General features: G+C 62.3%; 15 protein-coding genes and 1 pseudogene. 3 read left to right on the top strand and 13 right to left on the bottom strand.

Annotation, left to right across the window (positions count from 1 at the left end; all coding sequences use genetic code 11):
- Nucleotides 1–13 precede the first annotated feature (13 nt).
- Complete coding sequence (locus HMCN_RS0101520) at nucleotides 14–877, top strand: patatin-like phospholipase family protein (RefSeq protein WP_025915712.1); 864 nt, start codon at nucleotides 14–16, stop codon at nucleotides 875–877.
- A 12-nt stretch (nucleotides 878–889) separates the two neighbouring features.
- Here the strand turns inward: HMCN_RS0101520 and HMCN_RS0101515 are convergent, their stop codons facing one another.
- The 3 genes from HMCN_RS0101515 to HMCN_RS0101505 all read right to left on the bottom strand — a co-directional run bounded on the left by HMCN_RS0101515 (nucleotide 890) and on the right by HMCN_RS0101505 (nucleotide 3,851).
- The gene (locus HMCN_RS0101515) at nucleotides 890–1,339 is read right to left on the bottom strand and encodes a DUF2721 domain-containing protein (RefSeq protein ID WP_025915711.1); all 450 of its coding nucleotides are present in this window, start codon (nucleotides 1,337–1,339) and stop codon (nucleotides 890–892) included.
- A gap of 249 nt (nucleotides 1,340–1,588) precedes the next feature.
- Nucleotides 1,589–3,256, bottom strand: coding sequence for an energy-dependent translational throttle protein EttA (gene ettA, locus HMCN_RS0101510; protein ID WP_025915710.1), 1,668 nt, complete (start codon nucleotides 3,254–3,256; stop codon nucleotides 1,589–1,591).
- Between the two features lie 262 nt (nucleotides 3,257–3,518).
- Nucleotides 3,519–3,851 (bottom strand): DUF3135 domain-containing protein, encoded by a 333-nt coding sequence (locus tag HMCN_RS0101505; protein WP_081801364.1) that lies wholly within the window; start codon nucleotides 3,849–3,851, stop codon nucleotides 3,519–3,521.
- A gap of 613 nt (nucleotides 3,852–4,464) precedes the next feature.
- Here HMCN_RS0101505 and HMCN_RS17060 point away from each other — a divergent pair.
- Both HMCN_RS17060 and HMCN_RS0101490 read left to right on the top strand, forming a co-directional pair.
- Nucleotides 4,465–5,250, top strand: coding sequence for a 1-acyl-sn-glycerol-3-phosphate acyltransferase (locus HMCN_RS17060; protein WP_025915708.1), 786 nt, complete (start codon nucleotides 4,465–4,467; stop codon nucleotides 5,248–5,250).
- 26 nt (nucleotides 5,251–5,276) lie between these two features.
- Complete coding sequence (locus tag HMCN_RS0101490; RefSeq protein WP_025915707.1) at nucleotides 5,277–6,032, top strand: glycosyltransferase family 2 protein; 756 nt, start codon at nucleotides 5,277–5,279, stop codon at nucleotides 6,030–6,032.
- Nucleotides 6,033–6,048: 16 nt separating this feature from the next.
- Here HMCN_RS0101490 and fabG read toward each other — a convergent pair whose 3' ends face one another.
- From fabG to HMCN_RS0101435, 10 genes and pseudogenes are all read right to left on the bottom strand, one after another.
- Nucleotides 6,049–6,768, bottom strand: coding sequence for a 3-oxoacyl-ACP reductase FabG (gene fabG, locus HMCN_RS0101485; protein ID WP_025915706.1), 720 nt, complete (start codon nucleotides 6,766–6,768; stop codon nucleotides 6,049–6,051).
- 37 nt (nucleotides 6,769–6,805) lie between these two features.
- A complete protein-coding gene (locus HMCN_RS0101480) occupies nucleotides 6,806–7,222 on the bottom strand; it encodes a 3-hydroxylacyl-ACP dehydratase (RefSeq protein ID WP_238551904.1) in 417 nt (138 codons plus the stop codon).
- A gap of 41 nt (nucleotides 7,223–7,263) precedes the next feature.
- Nucleotides 7,264–8,064 carry a beta-ketoacyl synthase chain length factor gene (locus HMCN_RS0101475; protein WP_025915704.1) on the bottom strand — a complete coding sequence of 267 codons (801 nt, stop codon included), beginning with the start codon at nucleotides 8,062–8,064 and terminating at the stop codon, nucleotides 7,264–7,266.
- Between the two features lie 14 nt (nucleotides 8,065–8,078).
- Nucleotides 8,079–9,272 (bottom strand): beta-ketoacyl-[acyl-carrier-protein] synthase family protein, encoded by a 1,194-nt coding sequence (locus HMCN_RS0101470; protein ID WP_025915703.1) that lies wholly within the window; start codon nucleotides 9,270–9,272, stop codon nucleotides 8,079–8,081.
- 100 nt (nucleotides 9,273–9,372) lie between these two features.
- Entirely contained in the window at nucleotides 9,373–10,212 is an 840-nt protein-coding gene (locus tag HMCN_RS0101465) for a polysaccharide deacetylase family protein (protein ID WP_155837314.1), read from the bottom strand.
- On the bottom strand, nucleotides 10,199–10,906 hold the full coding sequence (locus HMCN_RS0101460) for an alpha/beta hydrolase (protein WP_025915701.1): 708 nt from the start codon (nucleotides 10,904–10,906) through the stop codon (nucleotides 10,199–10,201). The genes HMCN_RS0101465 and HMCN_RS0101460 overlap by 14 nt, the downstream gene beginning before the upstream one ends.
- Nucleotides 10,907–10,909: 3 nt before the next feature.
- Complete coding sequence (locus HMCN_RS0101455; protein WP_025915700.1) at nucleotides 10,910–13,321, bottom strand: MMPL family transporter; 2,412 nt, start codon at nucleotides 13,319–13,321, stop codon at nucleotides 10,910–10,912.
- Complete coding sequence (locus HMCN_RS0101450) at nucleotides 13,318–13,923, bottom strand: LolA-related protein (protein ID WP_025915699.1); 606 nt, start codon at nucleotides 13,921–13,923, stop codon at nucleotides 13,318–13,320. The genes HMCN_RS0101455 and HMCN_RS0101450 overlap by 4 nt, the downstream gene beginning before the upstream one ends.
- Nucleotides 13,924–13,926: 3 nt before the next feature.
- Entirely contained in the window at nucleotides 13,927–14,859 is a 933-nt protein-coding gene (locus tag HMCN_RS0101445) for an acyl-CoA synthetase (protein WP_025915698.1), read from the bottom strand.
- Between the two features lie 7 nt (nucleotides 14,860–14,866).
- Nucleotides 14,867–16,548: pseudogene (locus HMCN_RS0101435) on the bottom strand (AMP-binding protein).
- Nucleotides 16,549–16,605 lie beyond the last annotated feature (57 nt).

The following is a 16,605-nucleotide window of genomic DNA, read 5'->3' as shown; positions in this document are numbered from 1 at the left end:
TTCTGGGGCGGAAATGACGGACACGACAACAGGAAAGACCGCTTTCGTATTCGCCGGCGGCGGCAGCTTCGGCGCGATTCAGGTCGGCATGCTGCGGGCGCTGGTGGAACACGGCATCATCCCCGATCTGGTGGTGGGGGCTTCGGTCGGGGCGCTCAATTGCGCGTATTTCGCCGGCAATCCGACCCTCGACGGCGTCGCCCGACTCGAACAGATCTGGTGCCAGCTCAAGCGGCGCGATGTGTTTCCGGTCAGCCTGGGCCGGATCGCCGGCCTGTTTTCCCATGCGTCCTCGCTGGTCGAAGCATCCGGCCTGCGCCGGCTGATCGAGTTCCACCTGCCGTACCGGCGGCTGGAAGAAGCCGCAATCCCGGTGCATGTCATGGCCACCGAACAATTGCACGGCAGCTCGGTCCGGCTTTCCAGCGGGCCGGCGGTCGACGCGATACTGGCCAGTTGCGCGATTCCCGCGGTGTACCCGGCAGTGCTGCTCGGCGACAATTACCTGATCGACGGCGCCATCGCCAGCAACACTCCGGTCATGGCTGCGGTGAACTTGGGCGCCAGCCGGCTGATCGTGCTGCCGACCGGCTATGCCTGCGCAATGACGGCGCCGCCGGCCAGCGCGATAGGCTGCGCGCTGCACGCGCTGAACATGCTGATTGCGCACCAGCTGGTGCAGGATCTGGAGCTGCTGGCAGACCGGGTCGCGGTATTCACGGTGCCGCCCTTGTGCCCGCTGGCGGTATCGCCGTATGACTTTTCGCAGGCCGGCGATCTGATCGAGCGCGCGGCCCGCAGCACCCGGCGCTGGCTCGACCACGACGGCCTGACGCAATACCGGATTCCCGGCGCGTTGCGCCCGCACACGGATTGAACCGCCGTTTTGTTACGGCCGGTATTTGAGCATGTGCCGCATCGACAGCGACCGGGTGGCGATGAAGATTTCGCGCAGCAGGAACGAATAGCTGCCGATCAGCGCCAGCATCGCCACCACGAACAGCACCGCAATCAGGCGATCCAGCGCCAGCCCCAGCGCATCGCCGATGAACAGCGCCATGATGATCAGACTCACCAGCAACGCACAGGCGGTGCTGAAGGTGATCGCATAATTGATCTGATGCGCGCGCCGGTACAGTATTCCGATTTCGGCCAGATATTCGGCTTTGGCTGCCGGCTCGGCATGCAGCAGCCAGTCTTCCAGCTTGCGCGAACGGTCGATGATGCGCGCCAGCCGGTTGGTCAGCACGATCAACTGCGGCGCGATGCCGCTCAGCAGGAAAACCGGCGCAATCGAGAGCTGGATGATGTGGCTGACATCGCTGAGCTGGATGTTCATGGCGCTTGCCTTCCTGCATTACCGTTAATGTTATTTATTATATACATAGGTATGTATTATTTCTTATCGCATATAAAATATGCGATAAACATGTTACTTTTTCATATACCCATGTTTTTTTAAATAATGCGTATGTAGGGCGGAAAAGCGCAGCGCCTTCCGCCGGTTACTGCTGTAAAACATACGGCGGATAACGCTGCGCTCATCCGCCCTACGCCATAACACCCTGCGCCACTACGCCCTACGCAACTACACGGTCAGCGGCTTGTAGCGGATCCGCTTCGGTTTCGCGCCTTCCTCGCCTAGGCGCTTCTTCTTGTCGGCTTCGTATTCCTGATAGTTGCCGTCGAAGAAGCTCCATTTCGAATCGCCTTCGGCAGCCAGGATGTGGGTCGCGATCCGGTCCAGGAACCAGCGGTCATGCGAAATCACCATCACGCTGCCTGCGAATTCGAGCAATGCGTCTTCCAGCGCGCGCAGCGTTTCGACGTCCAGATCGTTGGACGGTTCATCCAGCAGCAGCACGTTGCCGCCCTGCATCAGGGTTTTCGCCAGGTGCAGCCGCCCGCGTTCGCCGCCGGACAGGTTGCCGACCACTTTCTGCTGGTCGCCGCCCTTGAAGTTGAAGCGGCCCAGATAGGCGCGCGACGGCATCTCGAAGCGGCCGACGGTGATGATGTCGTTGCCGCCGCAAACGTCCTCGAACACGGTTTTGCTGCTGTCGAGCGATTCGCGGGTCTGGTCGACGATCGAAACCCGGGCGGTCTGGCCGATCGCGACTGCGCCGCTGTCCGGCTGCTCCTTGCCGGTGATCATCTTGAACAGCGTCGATTTGCCGGCGCCGTTGGGGCCGATGATGCCGACGATCGCGCCGGCCGGAATCGTGAAGCTGAGGTCGTCGATCAGCAGCCGGTCGCCGAACGCCTTGCTGACGTTCTTGAATTCGATCACTTCGTTACCCAGGCGCTCGGCCACCGGGATGAAGATCTCCTGGGTTTCGTTGCGCTTCTGGTATTCGTGCTCGGACAGCTCGTTGAAGCGGGCCAGGCGCGCCTTGCTCTTGGCCTGGCGGCCTTTCGGATTCTGCCGCACCCATTCCAGTTCCTTGGCGATGGTCTTCTGGCGCGAGGATTCGGTCGCCTCTTCCTGCTTCAGGCGGTTGCCCTTCTGTTCCAGCCACGAACTGTAATTGCCTTTCCACGGAATGCCGGAGCCGCGATCGAGCTCCAGGATCCATTCGGCCGCGTTGTCGAGGAAGTAGCGGTCATGCGTGATGCCGACCACGGTGCCGGGGAAGCGCAGCAGGAATTGCTCCAGCCAGTCGACCGATTCGGCGTCCAGATGGTTGGTCGGCTCGTCCAGCAGCAGCATGTCGGGCTTCGACAGCAACAGCCGGCACAACGCGACGCGGCGCTTCTCGCCGCCCGACAGCACGCCGATCTTCGCATCCCACGGCGGCAGGCGCAGCGCGTCGGCGGCCATTTCCAGCTGCAGGTTCAGGTTGCCGCCGTCGGAAGTCGAGATGATCGCTTCGAGGCGCGCCTGCTCGTTGGCCAACGCATCGAAGTCGGCGTCTTCTTCCGCATAGGCGGCGTACACCGCTTCCAGCTTGGCTTGCGCCTCGAACACTTCGCCCAGGCCGGATTCGACCACCTGGCGCACCGTTTGCTCGGGGTCGAGCGCCGGTTCCTGCGGCAGGTAGCCGATGTTCAGGCCCGGCATCGGCACCGCTTCGCCCTGGATGTCGGTGTCGATGCCGGCCATGATTTTGAGCAGCGTCGATTTGCCGGAGCCGTTCAGGCCCAGCACGCCGATCTTGGCGCCGGGGAAAAAGGACAGCGAGATGTCTTTCAATATCTGGCGTTTGGGCGGCACGATCTTGCCGACCTTGTTCATTGTATAGACGTAATTTGCCATGGTTTCGGGGTCTTTTGCAGGTTGCGGGCGCGCGGGAAAATGCAAATAGTGCGCGGCCCTGATGTTATTGGAACGACCGCAAGGATAACCGATGGCTGCCCGGCCGGTATAGTCGGCGTGGCGATCTGCTGCAACGCCAGATCCAAAACGAATGCATAAAGTTGAAACCGGAGCCCCTCGCTTGCAGTGCGCACGCAGGCGCCGCCGCATCCGGGCCCGGCGAGAGAAACCGAGCAAAAGCGCGGTTACGCATGCAATCGAATTAGCGGCGTGAGCGGCGCACGCGGGCAATCAGCATCGAGGCTTGCACGCCGGCGACCGCCTGCTGTGCTTGCTGCCAGAGCGTATGCAACTGGCTCACCGACTCCTGCATCAGGCGAAAGGCGATGATTGTCGCGTCCATCGGCGTGGCAGCGCCAGCGCGGGCGATCTCGATGCGGCTTAACAGCAGTTCAAGGGCGGGACGCTGCAGCGGCGGCGCGGCATGCACCGCCTCGTCCAGCAAGTGGTGGCGGAACGCTTCAAAGGCTTCCGGATCGTCCCGATACAGCGACGCCAGCATATCGAAGTCGGGAAGGTGGACGTCAAGACTCATGATCAGCTCCTTATCATGCTTTTTTGATAAGTGTGCTGCATTTGACGCGCCGCCTCTTGTGGCAAGTCAATGCAATGGTACGCACCGTCTGTGCCAGCACAAACCCGGGCCGGCCTGGCGCCGCCAGGGCAATTTCTGCCATCCCTATAAATATGACAGTATTTTCAATTACGCAATAAATACTTGCTATAAATCACGTTTTTCTGGCATACCCCATTGTTTTTACAAAGCATCCACGGCCCGCATGAAAATTGAGACGCCACTGGCTGCGCGCATCCGTTCGAACAGAAATGCTGCGCAATAGTCTCCGCCATTTGCCAGGGAATTAGTCGCAGCAGGATCCGTTTCATGTTGTATCATGCCGAATTCAAAAAGACCCTTCTGCCGAACGACAGCAGCAATCAGAAATCATTGTTCGACAGCGCCCCGGTTTCCCTCCGACCAACCCGGCATCCAGATTTGCGCACAGTGGCGGCATGCCTGCCGGCATCCGCGGCAGCACATGCTATCGATCCGGCCCGCTGGCAATCAGCGGCATGCAGTATCTGGCAGAGGATGAATTCATTGCTTTTTTACAGGCAAACGTTGCGCACTAACAGAACATAGTAAAACCATGAAATTTTGTCTGAGAAACCTGCTGACGGCTTACGAATACCTGGTCTGCTGCCTTGGTTCGCTCTGGGTCGGCCTGTTTTTTCTGCTCTGGTCGCTGCTTGCCCTGGTTTTGCATCCGCTGTTGCCGGCCCGACTGGGGCGCGCGCTGGGGCGTCTGGCGATCATGGCGGTGTTCCGGCTGACTCTGGCTGCGTTGACGCTATCGGGCCGCTTCCATTTCGACTTGCGCGAACTGGATGCACTGCGCAAGGATAAATCCCTGATCATCGCCTCTAATCACCCTTCGTTATGGGATGTGGTCCTGATTGCCTCGCGCCTGCCGGACGTTGCCTGCATCATGAAAGCCGACATCCTCAGCAATATATTTCTCGGCGGCGGCGCCCGCCTGGCACGCTACATCAGCAACGCTCCGCCACGGCAGATGGTCATGCAGGCGGTGCAGAACTTGCAGCGCGGCAGCCACCTGCTGCTGTTTCCGGAAGGAACCCGTACCGTGCAGCGCCCGATCGGCCCGCTGAAAGGCAGCATAGGCGTGATCGCCTGCCGCGCAAAAACGCCGATCCAGACGGTGTTGATTGAAACCGACTCGCCGTTTCTGAGCAAGCAATGGCCGCTCTTCAAAAAGCCGCGTCTGCCGATGCATTACCGGGTGCGCCTGGGCAAGCGTTTCCCGCCGCCTGAAAACGGCGCCGCATTCATGGCGGAATTAGCCCAGTATTTTGCCAGCCAGCTTGCCGTACCGGTATCACCACCGGGGCCGGCAGCCGCCGCTGACGCATCCTAACCAAACACTCCTTACCGTTCGCTGCGATGACTTCTCCCTCCCCGACCCATCTGGTGTTGATTCCAAGCTACAACCCTGGCCCGAAAGTAGTTGCAACCGTGCGGGCAGCACGGCAATACTGGAATCCGGTATGGGTCGTAATCGACGGCAGCACCGATGGCACCACTGCGCCATTGCAGGCGATGGCGGCCAGCGATGCCGGCCTGCGGGTGATTGTCTTGCCGGAAAACAGCGGCAAGGGCGCCGCGGTATTGCATGGCCTGGAGCAGGCTGCCGCCCTTGGCTACACCCATGCGCTGACGATGGATTCGGATGGCCAGCATCCGGCTGAGCTGATCCCCGCCTTCATGGCTGCATCGCACACCCAACCCGGCTGCATGGTGCTCGGCATGCCGCAGTTCGACGCCAGCGCGCCGCGCCTGCGGGTCCAGGGGCGGCGGATCTCGAACTGGTGGGCCAACCTGGAAACCCTGTGGGCCGGCATCGGCGATTCGCTGTTCGGGTTCCGGGTCTATCCGATTGCGCCGTTGCGCGCAGTGATGCGGCGCCAGCCCTGGATGCGCCGCTTTGACTTCGATCCGGAAGCGGTGGTGCGGCTGTGCTGGCACGGCGTCAAACCGCTCAATCTGGCGGCACCGGTGCGCTATTTCAGCGCCGCAGAAGGCGGCGTGTCGCATTTCAACTATCTGCGCGACAACCTGCTTCTGACCTGGATGCACAGCCGCCTGCTGCTGGGGTTCCTGCTGCGCCTGCCGTACCTGCTGCTGCGCAAGCTGCGCTAGCTGCCTATCGTCGCCGTCACAGCAGGCCGCCGTTGATCGAGATGATTTGACCGGTGATGTACGCGGCGCGCGGCGAGGCCAGAAAACATACCAGGTCGGCGACTTCCTCCGGCTGGCCGGCGCGTTTCATCGGCACCATGCGGGCTATGGCCTGCGCATCAAAGGCGCTCTGGCTCATCGCGCTGTCGATAATCCCCGGCGCCACCGCGTTGACGGTAATACCGCGACTGGCGATTTCCAGCGCCAGCGACTTGGTGGCGGCGTTGAGTGCGCCCTTGGCGGCCGAATAATTCACCTGGCCGCGATTGCCGCAGAGCGCGGCCACCGATGACATGTTGATGATGCGGCCCCAGCGGCTGCGGATCATCGGCATCATCAAGGTGTGGGTGACGTGGAAAAAACCGTGCAGCGAAACGTCGATCACGCGCTGCCATTGATCGAACTGCATGCCAGGGAATATTGCATCGTCGTGAATCCCGGCATTGTTGACCAGGATCTGGATCGGCGCGACCTCAATCAGGGGCTGCAGACTGGCAGCCACTGCCGCCGCATCGGTGACGTCGAATACCAGCACTTCGGCACTGCCGCCGAGCGCGCTGATCGCGTCCACCACCTGTTGCGCCTCCGCGCGCCGGGTATTCGCATGCACCAGCACATGGTGGCCATCCGCCGCCAGACCGCGGCAGATGGCGGCGCCGATGGCGCCACTGCCGCCGGTAACAAGAGCCTGTTTCATGGTTGTGGTTCCGATCGCAACGGTTGATGCTTTCTTGTCATGGTTCTGCATGATGGGCGACTGCAGCCGCATTGATGATCACCGCAGCCCTGCCCTCCAGCAGGATACGGCCCTCGGCGCGCACCCAGAAATCGTATAAAACATTATTGCCATCGCCGCTGAATTGTCTGGCTTCCACCGTCAGATCGGCGGCAATATCGTCGAGCCGGCCGACATGCAATCTGGCCGCACGCACGCTGGCCAGGAAGCCGACCTTCGCCGGTGCCTGCGCCGGTGCCTGTTGCAACGCCAGCAGCGCGCCATGCACCGCCATGGTCTGAGCCGCGTATTCGATGCCGCAGGCAGCCCCCAGCCGTCCATGCGCGCGCAAGGGATTGTTGGGCGCGCGATGGCTGATTGCGCTGCAGCGCACGCCTTGCGCATCCCAGTCGTCCACCCGCTGCAGCAGGCACATGTCGCCCTGATGCGGGATGTGCGCAGCAATCCAGGCGCGATCTAGGCCCACGAGTCGATTTCCACCGCAAGCCGGGTGCTGTCGAGGTAATCGATCACCAGCCTCGTCGAGGCCCGGTTCGCTATCGCATGCAGCAGCGGCAGGCCGCGCGCCGCCGGGATTGCTGCCCTGAGATTTTCCAGCACCCTGTCGGCCATCTGCTCGGCACTGGCGGAGGTGAGCGCAACCCGGATCCTGGCCAGCGAGTTGGCGCAGCGCTGTGGCGCCAGCACCAATCCGATGCCAAATTCAGCGGGAACCGGCCTTGCCCGGTGCAGCGGTTCCGGATAAGTGCTGTCGCAGGCAATCAGCAAGGTACTGGCATGGTCGACCATCACCTGGCTCAAGGCTTCCAGCAGGCCGGCGCCGAAACTGGCGTCATGCGCACCCAACACCGATGACGGCGCCATCGCCTTGGCCGCGATAGCCCAGTAACCGGCTGCCGCGTTATGCACCGAATTGTGGAACCGGGTCGGTGAAATTTGCCGGTCATCGGAAGCCAGCATCTGGCAAATCTGGTGGCAATTATCGCCATCGCCGCTGGAAGCGGAAAACACGGTCGGCAATCCGGCGCTGTCCAGGCCGGCCGCAGCAGCGGCCTCGAAGCCGACCGCCAGCGACAGTTTGACGATCGGGCCGCAGCGGCGCCGCTCTGCCGGCGGTAGCGCGGCTGCTGGCGGCAGCACGGTAGGCTGATGCAGGTAGGCGGCCTGCCCGGCCAGTATGGCGCGGCCGCTGGGCCAGTCCTTGAATCCGGGTCCGAGCAGCCCGATGCCGTCGATGTAAGCGGTCAGAGTATTCATGCTGGGAAATTCATTCAGTTGGCGCGGCCGAAGATCAGGCTGCAATTGGTGCCGCCGAAACCGAAAGAGTTGCTGAGCACGCGATCAACGCGTTGCGCACCATTGTCTAGCAAGTAATGCAATGGCAAATCAGGATCGCACTGGCTGGTGTTGATGCCTCCCGGCATCAAGCCGTGTTGCAGTGCCAATGCACAAATCACCGCCTCGACGCCGCCGGCGGCTCCCAGCGTGTGACCGGTGGCGCCCTTGGTGGAGCTGCACGGGGTCGATGCACCGAACAAGGCGGCTACCGCGCGGCCTTCCGCGGCGTCATTGCTGACAGTGGCAGTGCCGTGCAGGTTGATGTAATCGATCTGCTCGGGCAGCAGGTGCGCGATGCGCAAGGCATTTTGCATGGCAATTTTCGCCCCCAGGCCGTCCGGATGCGGCGACGACATGTGGTAAGCGTCGCTCGACTCGCCCACTCCCAGCAACAGGACGGCGTCGGCATCGGCGCTGTCCGGCAGCCGCTCCAGCAGCACCAGCGCAGCAGCTTCGCCGATCGAGATGCCATTGCGCTCCGTATCAAAGGGACGGCAAGGCTGCGCCGAGAGCAAGCCCAGCGAATTGAAGCCATACAGCGTGGTCAGGCACAGCGAATCGACGCCGCCGACCAGCGCGGCATCGATGATGCCGGCCTCGATCATGCGCCGCGCCGAACCAAATACCTTTGCGCTGGAGGAGCAGGCCGAGGAAACCACCGCTGCCGGCCCGCTCAGGCCGAAATACCGCTGCATGAAATTGGCGGCAGAAAAAGTATTGTGCGTTTCCGCATAATGAAAATCCGCCGGCAGTGCGCTTGTCACGCTATCGCGCCGCCGGTAAGCCAGTTCGGTTTGCAGGATGCCGGCGGTGCTAGTGCCCAGGAACACGCCGACCCGCTGGCGGCCGTAGCGTCCGATAGCCGTTGTTACCGCGTCGGCAAAACCGTCCTGCTCCAGCGCGAGTTGCAGCAGACGGTTGTTGCGGCAGTCGAACGCCTGCAGGTCGGCCCGCAGCTTGACCTCGTCGACACCGGCGACCGCGCCTATGTAGGTATCGAGATCGACGATATCGAAATCGCAGGGCATCAGGCCGCTTTGGCGCTGGCGCAACGCCTCCAGGGTCTGGGACAGACCGCGACCGAGGCAGCTGGTGGTCGTGAAGTGCGAGAGAAAGAGCGGTTTCAAGGAAAAGCGACTCGTTGGTGGGTTGTGCCGCGATTCTAGCAAACTAAATCGTTGCGCTGAACAGATCGGTTGGTACCGGATGTAACGACAGGCCGGTTGTCTAGTCGCGGCATCCGGATTGCAGCGCATCCGGCAGCGTGACGAAACGCAATCCGGCCTTGGCAGCAGCTTCGCACAGCAGCGGCAACACCGCGATGATCACCGGCACGCCGGCGCTGGTCTGCGCGCAATTGCCATCGTGCAGCAGCAAGATGTCGCCCGCTTTCAGATTCTGCGTCAGCCGGCGGCAGACCAGCGCAGTATCTGCGGTATTGGTGTCGAAACCGCGCCGGCTCCAGGTCGCCAGATGCAATCCAAGCCCGGCCAACACCGGGGCCAGAAAGATGTTGCGCAAGCCGGCCGGGGCCCGAAAAAACAAGGGTGCGCAGCCGGTGATCGCGCTCAATGTATTCTGCCCGGCCTGTATCTCGCGCCGCAGGCCGCGCAGGCCGAGCAGCGAAAAATTGTGGCGGTGCCGCTGGCTATGGTTTTCAAGCGTATGCCCGCGCTCGACGATGTTTCTGCACATGTCGGGATAACGGGCAGCGTTGTCGCCGATGCAAAAAAAACTTGCCTTGACGCCATAGCGATCCAGCATCTCGAGCACCTGCGGCGTCACGTCCGGATCCGGCCCATCGTCAATGGTCAAGGCAATTTCACCCTGGGCAGCAGAAGCGGGCGGCAATCGGATCCAGTTCGGACCGAGCCAGGTGCTGCGCGGCCACAAGCCGACCAGCGTGATCAGGAAGTGGTTGGCCAAGATGATCGCCAGTACCCAGCGCCAGGCATGGGCCACGGCCAGAGGCGCCGCAACCAGCGTCGCCAGCAGCGCCACATGCAGCAAAATGGTGAGGCTGACCAGCGCTGTCGGCCGCCAGCGCAATGAATTATTGTGCATCATGCGACGGTATCCGGTTGCCATGCCCGAAACGTGTTGCTGTCCGGTCAATAAAATTGATCCATAACTGCTGCCAGGCCTGCCAGTCGTGGCCGCCGGCAACGGTATCGGCATGCGCCGCCAGCGCGTCGGCCATCAGGTCCAGCCCTGACCCGAAGCGGTCTTCGCGGCCATAGCCCAGATGGATCTGCGGACTCTGCGCAGTTGCGGTTTGTGTGCGCTGCGTGTGCAGCCAGCGCCAGACCCGACACTCGGCATCATCGCCTGCCGCAGAATTTGCATGCCACCGCTGCAGTCCGCCGGCAGCCCTGATCTGGCCGGTCAGAATGCGGTTGCCGGGGTAAGGCGCCAGCAGGCACAATCCGCTGATCTGGCCGGGATAACGCTCGGCATAAGAGATCGCCATGAAACCGCCGATGGAGATCCCGACCAGCCAGATTTCACAATAATTATTAAGCCGTGCCGGCTGCACCACGCGATCGTGGATGCGCTGCAAAACTGTGCCGTCGGTGCTGTCACCGATATATTCAAGGCCAAGATCGAGCAGCGCCAAGTCGAGCGGCACAGCGCGCTGGCGTACCGTCTCGATGAAGCCGGCGCGCACCAGGTCTTCCGGTTGCTGCAGCGCGCCCGGCAGCAGGATCGCCAGCGCTGGCGCGCGCTGGCCCGGAATCGCGAAGTCGGACAGGATGCGCATCGGTCAGCGCGCAGATCCGGGCTGCTTTTCAGGCTGCCTGCCGGCGATCTTCTGGCTGGCAAAAACCGCCGAAAAAATCAGTGCCAGCACAGCGCCGGGCCCAACCGTGCTGCCGATCGCCTGCAGTACCGGCACCGTCGAGAAGCCAAGCAAGCCAAAGCCGGCCACCGTGGTCAGATTGGCAAACACCAGAGAAGTCAGGGTTTGCGGCGTGATGCCCGCAGCGCCGCGGCCTGGCTGATTGAAAAACAATGCATAGTTGGAGCCGACCGCAACGATCAGCAACAGTCCGACCAGATGCAGGATCGTCAGGCGCTGACCGCACAATGCCAGCCCGGCAACGACCACGACTATGGCGCCCAGCAGCGGCGCCATGACGCGGATTACCGCCAGCGGCGAACGCAAGGAAAACAATAACAGCAGCACGATGCCGGCCAGGCCGGCCAGCGACAGCATGACGGCCTCGCGCAGATAGCCCTGATACAAATGATCGGATTCCGCTTTCAGGTCGACCAGCAGCGCATTCGGCTGGCCGGCCAAGGCAAGCGCGGCGCGCACCGGCGCAGTCGCAATCCCGGCCGACTGGCCGGACGCCGAGGCTGTCAATGGCAGCACCGCATTCCAGCTGCTGCCGCGCTGGTACAGCAAGGAATCGAGCGCCAGCGCCAGCGAGGTATGGTCTAAATCGCTGCGTTGCAGCGGCGCGCGGTTTTTGGCTTTTGCCACATCGGCGACGAAGGGCGCGAACAGTTCGGGCCGTACCGGCAGGCCGATGGTTGCCTGCTGCAGTCGCTGCGCCAGCTGCGCTGCCGGCAGACTGGCTTGCCGCGCACGTTGCGCCGCCACGCTAGGCAGAAACTGGCTGGGACTCTGAAAACCGGCCAGGATGCCCTGATCCACCAGCGGCTGCAATTGTTCGGCAATTTTCTCGGTTGACTGCAATACCGCTTCCCGCTCCGCGCCGGACAATACCACCATGTAACGCACGTCCGGCGCCCCCATGTCCGCGCGCAGACCGGCATCGGTGGCCTGATCTGCCTGCGACACCGGGCTCAGGGAAGACAGTTCAGGATTCCACAGCGTAGTGCGGTGCAGCACGACGACCCCCGCCGCCGCCAGGATCAGCAGGATCAAGGGCCAGCGCAACGCGCTCGCCCGCCGTGCCGCGCCGGACAATCCGCATCCGATTGCGGACACGTCGCGAATCCGGAAGTTGTCGTGCAAGAGCTGGGGCAGGACGAATCGGGTCACCGCCGCGGCCGCGATCAGGCCGGCAATCGAATACAGGCCGAGCTGGGCCAGCCCCGGAAAGCTCGACAGCAGCAGGGAAGCAAAGCCGGTGACCGATGTCAGCACGCCGAGCCGGATCGTCGGCCAGAAATCGGCGACCCAGTCCAGCCGGGCACTACTGCCTTCGGCACTCGATTGCCGCGACTGGACGAAGAGATAGATCGAATAATCGACCGCTTCACCGATCAGCGTGGTGCCGAACCCGAGCGTGATGCCATGCACCGCGCCGAATCCAAGACTGACCGCTACCACCGCCACCAGGGCACCGGAAATCACCGGCAACAGTCCGAGCGCCAGCGCGGTCAAGGAACGGTACACCAGCCACAGCAAAGCGACGATGATGGCGGTGCTGATGACGGACAGGCGGGTGACTTCGCTTTTGATGGTCTGGCGCGACAGCACCGAGAACACGCCCGGTCCGGTCATCGCCAGTTTGACTGCCGCCCCGCTTGCACCATGTTGCCGGCGTGCCGCTTCGAAGGCTTGCCGGATCTGCTGCATGGCGTGCTCCTGAGCATCGGTATCGGCGCCGGCAGCGCGTGTTTGCACCAGCAGCAGCGCCCGCGCAGCATCGTGTGAGGCCCAGGTGCCGTACTGCATGCGTGGCTGATTGGCGCCGTTCATCTGTCCCAGCAGCTGCACGATCTCGCCAGTCGGGTCGCGCGGCAGCAGCGGCTTGATCAACAGGCCGGCCGGAGAAACCAGTAAATCGATGGTGTCGCCGATTGCGGCATGCAAGCCGGCAACAGAAAATCGATCGGGCGTGACCGCCGGACTGAGTAAATAGCGGTTGTCAAACAGGAACGCCTGATCCCGCTCGGCATTCAGCGGCTCGCCGTTATTGACCGTCACGAATGCCGGGGCGGCGCGCAAGCGTTTGGCAGTTTCTTTCGACAGCGCCGCACGCAACGCCGCGTCGCCGCCTTCGATCCCGATCAGGATCAGCCGCGATACGACCCCTTCCCGCAACTGATCCAGCAATACCCGCTGCTCCTTGGTCGGCGACTGCGGCAGGAACCCCGACAGATCGGTGATGAATGTGGTGCGGGCAATCACCACGCAACACATTGCCAGCCCCAGCAGCCAGGCCGCGAGCGCCATCCGGCGCGACTGCAAGCGCTTCATTGTGCGGCGATCCGGTCGATCGTCATCAGCGAACGATCGCCGTCGGTCTGGATGACATTGATGCTGCGCACATTATCTGCACTGCCGGCGATCTGGATCAAATGAATCTGGGTCGCCATTTTGGCGTCGATTGGCGCCAGCGACAGCAGCCAGTGTTCTGCGTTGCCTTCCAGCTTCAGTTTATACGAGCGCTCCAGCGCCTTGCGGTCGCCTGCCAGCGTGCCGCGGATGCTGTCGATGAAGCCGGCAACTTCCGGGTAATTTTGCAATGACAAGGTAAATTTCTGGCGCCCCCGCTCTATCGTCAAAACATCGCCTTCCACCCGCATGGTTTCCGGTTTCGGTTTGACGGTGCGTTTTTCCAGGATGTTGGGCGCGATATATTGCAATTCGCCTGAAGACTCCAGCGGCCGGTCGAGCATCGCGATGGTTTTTTTCTCGACGAAAGTGGCGCGGCCCGACTTCGCCAGCGCCAGCGATTGCATCAGCTGCTCAAGGTTCCAGCCTGCGGCGAGCGCGTGCGTCGGCTGCAGCAGGGCGACAGCCAGCAGAAAAAATGCGATCGCAGTGCGGAAAATCGCTGGTAGCGCGGCAACATTCATCGGTCAGTCCTGTTTGCTTTTGGCTGCTGCAGATTGCCAGAAATTGAAAAAATTGAACCAGTTATACGGCGCGCGCTGACAGCATTTTTCCAGTAATTGCGCATACCGTGCCAGCGCCCGCTGCATCTCAAGCTGCCGCTGTCCTCGCGGAGTGCCGGAAAAATCGGCGAGTTGCTCAAAGTGTATCTGATAGCGGTTCCCTCCCAGGTAAAGACCGGCCATGAAGAATACCGGACGGCGCAGGATGGCCGCCATCCGCAATGGCCCAAGCGGCAGGTTCGCGCTGCTGCCCAGCAACGTCACCGGTTGCACGGCGTCGTCATCCAGCGTGCGGTCGGCCAGCATTCCGATGACCTTGCCCTGTTCCAGGCATGCATTGACTTTCAGCATCGAATCCACTTTTCCCAGTGCAATCACATCCTGCTGTGCTGCCGGGTTGATGGCGGCCAGCATCCGGTTGATCTTGCGCGCATTTTCTTCGTACATGACCATCGCAACCTGCAACCCGGCATGCCGGCATCCCAGCGCACGAATCACTTCGAAGCTGCCCATGTGGGCGCCCACCAGGAACAGGCCCTGTCCATCCGCCAGTGCTTGCCGGAGCAGCTGTTCGCCCTCGACCTCGATCTGGAACAGGTCGAAGCGCTGATTGAGCAGGTAGATCCGGTCGTGGATGGTAGAGGCAAAGCAAAAGAAATGACGGTAGATATCGGTCCAGCGCACCGGACGCGGCAGGATGCGGCCCAGATAATCGCGTGAAGCGGCTCTGCTGGCGGGAGCAAACAGCAGGAAATAGCCGGCAATCAGGTGCAGCACCACGCGGCCGGCAGGACGGCCCAGGCGCAGCGAGATCCATGCCATCGCACGCAGCATCAGCATGTTGCTGCGCTCCGGCGCATGTTGCCAGTCAGCCTGATTTTGCTGGGGCGACTTCATGCGCACGCTACTCCGGCGCCGCGACACGAATCGTGCCGGTCGCCACGGTACGCGCAGCGCTCAGGATATCGAACCGAAGCGCGCCATTGTTCAGCGCTGCATAGCGCACGGATGCCGGCTCGCCAGGGCGCACCGGGCTGAGGAACTTGACCGCGTTTATTTGACAGGCAGACAGGTCGGTTCCGAGCTGCTTGCCTATCGCCTGCAGCGCCAAGTCGAGCAGCATGGCGCCAGGGACGATCGGCGCGCCGGGAAAGTGGCCGGCGAATACCGGATGGTCGGCCGCAATCACCAATGGTAACTGGCATGGCAACTGGCCGCCGGTCATGCTGCATCCTGCTTGGCGGCTGGCCCGGATTGGGCAAGCGCCAACGATTGCAACGCTGCGCGCGGCAATTTTCCGCTCGCATTGCGCGGCAGCGCGTCGACCAGGATCAGGGGACGCGGCAGGAACACCGCATCAACCCGTGCCCGCAGCGCGGTCATCAGCATCGCCGGCGTGCAGCCGGGAGCGACGACAAAAGCGGTCAGTCGCGTCACGCCATCGGGTCCCACCTCGTCCGGCATGAAAAAAGCGCCATCGACAACACCGGGAATCGCATTCAACTGCACATTCAAATACGTCAGCGAGCTGCGCTTGCCGGCAATGTTGATCAGGTCGGCAGTACGGCCGTGCAGCAGGAAGCGATCCTCGCCGATCGGCTCGATCACATCCTGCAGCGGCGTCGCGCATTCGATATGCGCGCCAAAAGCCCAAGTGACGCCGTCTTGCCGGTTCAGGCGGATGCCGTCTGACAATTGCCACTGCGGGGTTTGGGCCGGATTGCGGGTGGCGATTCTGCCGGTTTCGGTGCTGCCGTAAATTTCCAGCACCGGTGCCCGGCAGGCAGCTTCCAGCTGTTCTGCCAATGCCGATGACAATGGCGCGGTGGCCGAGAGGATCAGGTCGAGCGCCGGGACCGGCAATCCTGCCTGCATCAGTGCGCGCAAATGCACCGGCGTGGATACCAGCATCCGCGGCCGTGGCGCCGCAGCGATGGCATGGCAAATATCGGCCGGATAGAACGCATCTCCGGCCGCCAGCGCATTTGCGCTTTGCATCGCCATCAGTACCGCCGATTCAAAGCCGAACATGTGCTGCGACGGCACGGTGCCGATCACAGTGTGGCGACGGCCATCGCGCAAGCCGCACAGGCGTGCTGCCGACTGCACGTTACGCACCAGCGCACCCCAGGTTTTCGGATGCGCACAAGGGACCCCGGTCGAACCCGAGGTAAACACGGTGGCGACCACTTGCCCGCTATCGACCTGAGGCACCGCGAAGGCTGGCTCCTTTGCCTGCGGCAGCGCTGCCAGCGCGGGGAATTGCAGCTGCGGCAGCGCGATCGCACAATCCGCGCGATCGGTCAGGCAAAATGCATCCGGCGCAAAGAGTTGCAATTGACGCATCATTTCCGGCGTTTGCGCCGGCGGCAGCAAGCTTATCTTCTTGCTCAGCAGTGCCGCAGCCAGCCCAACGGTGAAGCGGTAGCGATCGTTGCAGCCGTTCAGCATGTGGCTACCGCCAGGCAATTTTTCGCGCAGTTGCGCGACGTCGAACAAAAATTGCGCGGCGCTCACGGAACAGCCGTCGCGCCAGGCAATCACGCTGTCGGCATGTTCATGGGTGATCAGGGGCAGGGTTGGCATGATATTTTGTTTCGGCGCGCGCTCATGATGGACGTGATTTTCGTGACATGCGTGACA

Origin of the sequence: Herminiimonas sp. CN, assembly GCF_000622895.1 — a bacterium.
GTDB lineage: Bacteria > Pseudomonadota > Gammaproteobacteria > Burkholderiales > Burkholderiaceae_D > AVCC01.
The sequence above is the reverse complement of the archived record's forward strand: the minus strand, read 5'-3'. Positions and strand labels throughout refer to the sequence as shown.

Bases quoted from the DNA above. Each gene is read 5' to 3' on its own strand.
- HMCN_RS0101480 (WP_238551904.1), bottom strand. From the start codon at position 7,222: ATGTGCCTGCTGCAGCGGGTGGACGACTGGGATGCGCAAGGCGTGCGC.
- HMCN_RS0101455 (WP_025915700.1), bottom strand. From the start codon at position 13,321: ATGAAGCGCTTGCAGTCGCGCCGGATGGCGCTCGCGGCCTGGCTGCTG.
- HMCN_RS0101505 (WP_081801364.1), bottom strand. From the start codon at position 3,851: ATGAGTCTTGACGTCCACCTTCCCGACTTCGATATGCTGGCGTCGCTG.
- HMCN_RS0101490 (WP_025915707.1), top strand. From the start codon at position 5,277: ATGACTTCTCCCTCCCCGACCCATCTGGTGTTGATTCCAAGCTACAAC.
- HMCN_RS0101515 (WP_025915711.1), bottom strand. From the start codon at position 1,339: ATGAACATCCAGCTCAGCGATGTCAGCCACATCATCCAGCTCTCGATT.
- HMCN_RS0101450 (WP_025915699.1), bottom strand. From the start codon at position 13,923: ATGAATGTTGCCGCGCTACCAGCGATTTTCCGCACTGCGATCGCATTT.
- fabG (WP_025915706.1), bottom strand. From the start codon at position 6,768: ATGAAACAGGCTCTTGTTACCGGCGGCAGTGGCGCCATCGGCGCCGCC.
- HMCN_RS0101445 (WP_025915698.1), bottom strand. From the start codon at position 14,859: ATGAAGTCGCCCCAGCAAAATCAGGCTGACTGGCAACATGCGCCGGAG.
- HMCN_RS0101465 (WP_155837314.1), bottom strand. From the start codon at position 10,212: ATGATGCACAATAATTCATTGCGCTGGCGGCCGACAGCGCTGGTCAGC.
- ettA (WP_025915710.1), bottom strand. From the start codon at position 3,256: ATGGCAAATTACGTCTATACAATGAACAAGGTCGGCAAGATCGTGCCG.
- HMCN_RS0101460 (WP_025915701.1), bottom strand. From the start codon at position 10,906: ATGCGCATCCTGTCCGACTTCGCGATTCCGGGCCAGCGCGCGCCAGCG.
- HMCN_RS0101520 (WP_025915712.1), top strand. From the start codon at position 14: ATGACGGACACGACAACAGGAAAGACCGCTTTCGTATTCGCCGGCGGC.
- HMCN_RS17060 (WP_025915708.1), top strand. From the start codon at position 4,465: ATGAAATTTTGTCTGAGAAACCTGCTGACGGCTTACGAATACCTGGTC.
- HMCN_RS0101475 (WP_025915704.1), bottom strand. From the start codon at position 8,064: ATGAATACTCTGACCGCTTACATCGACGGCATCGGGCTGCTCGGACCC.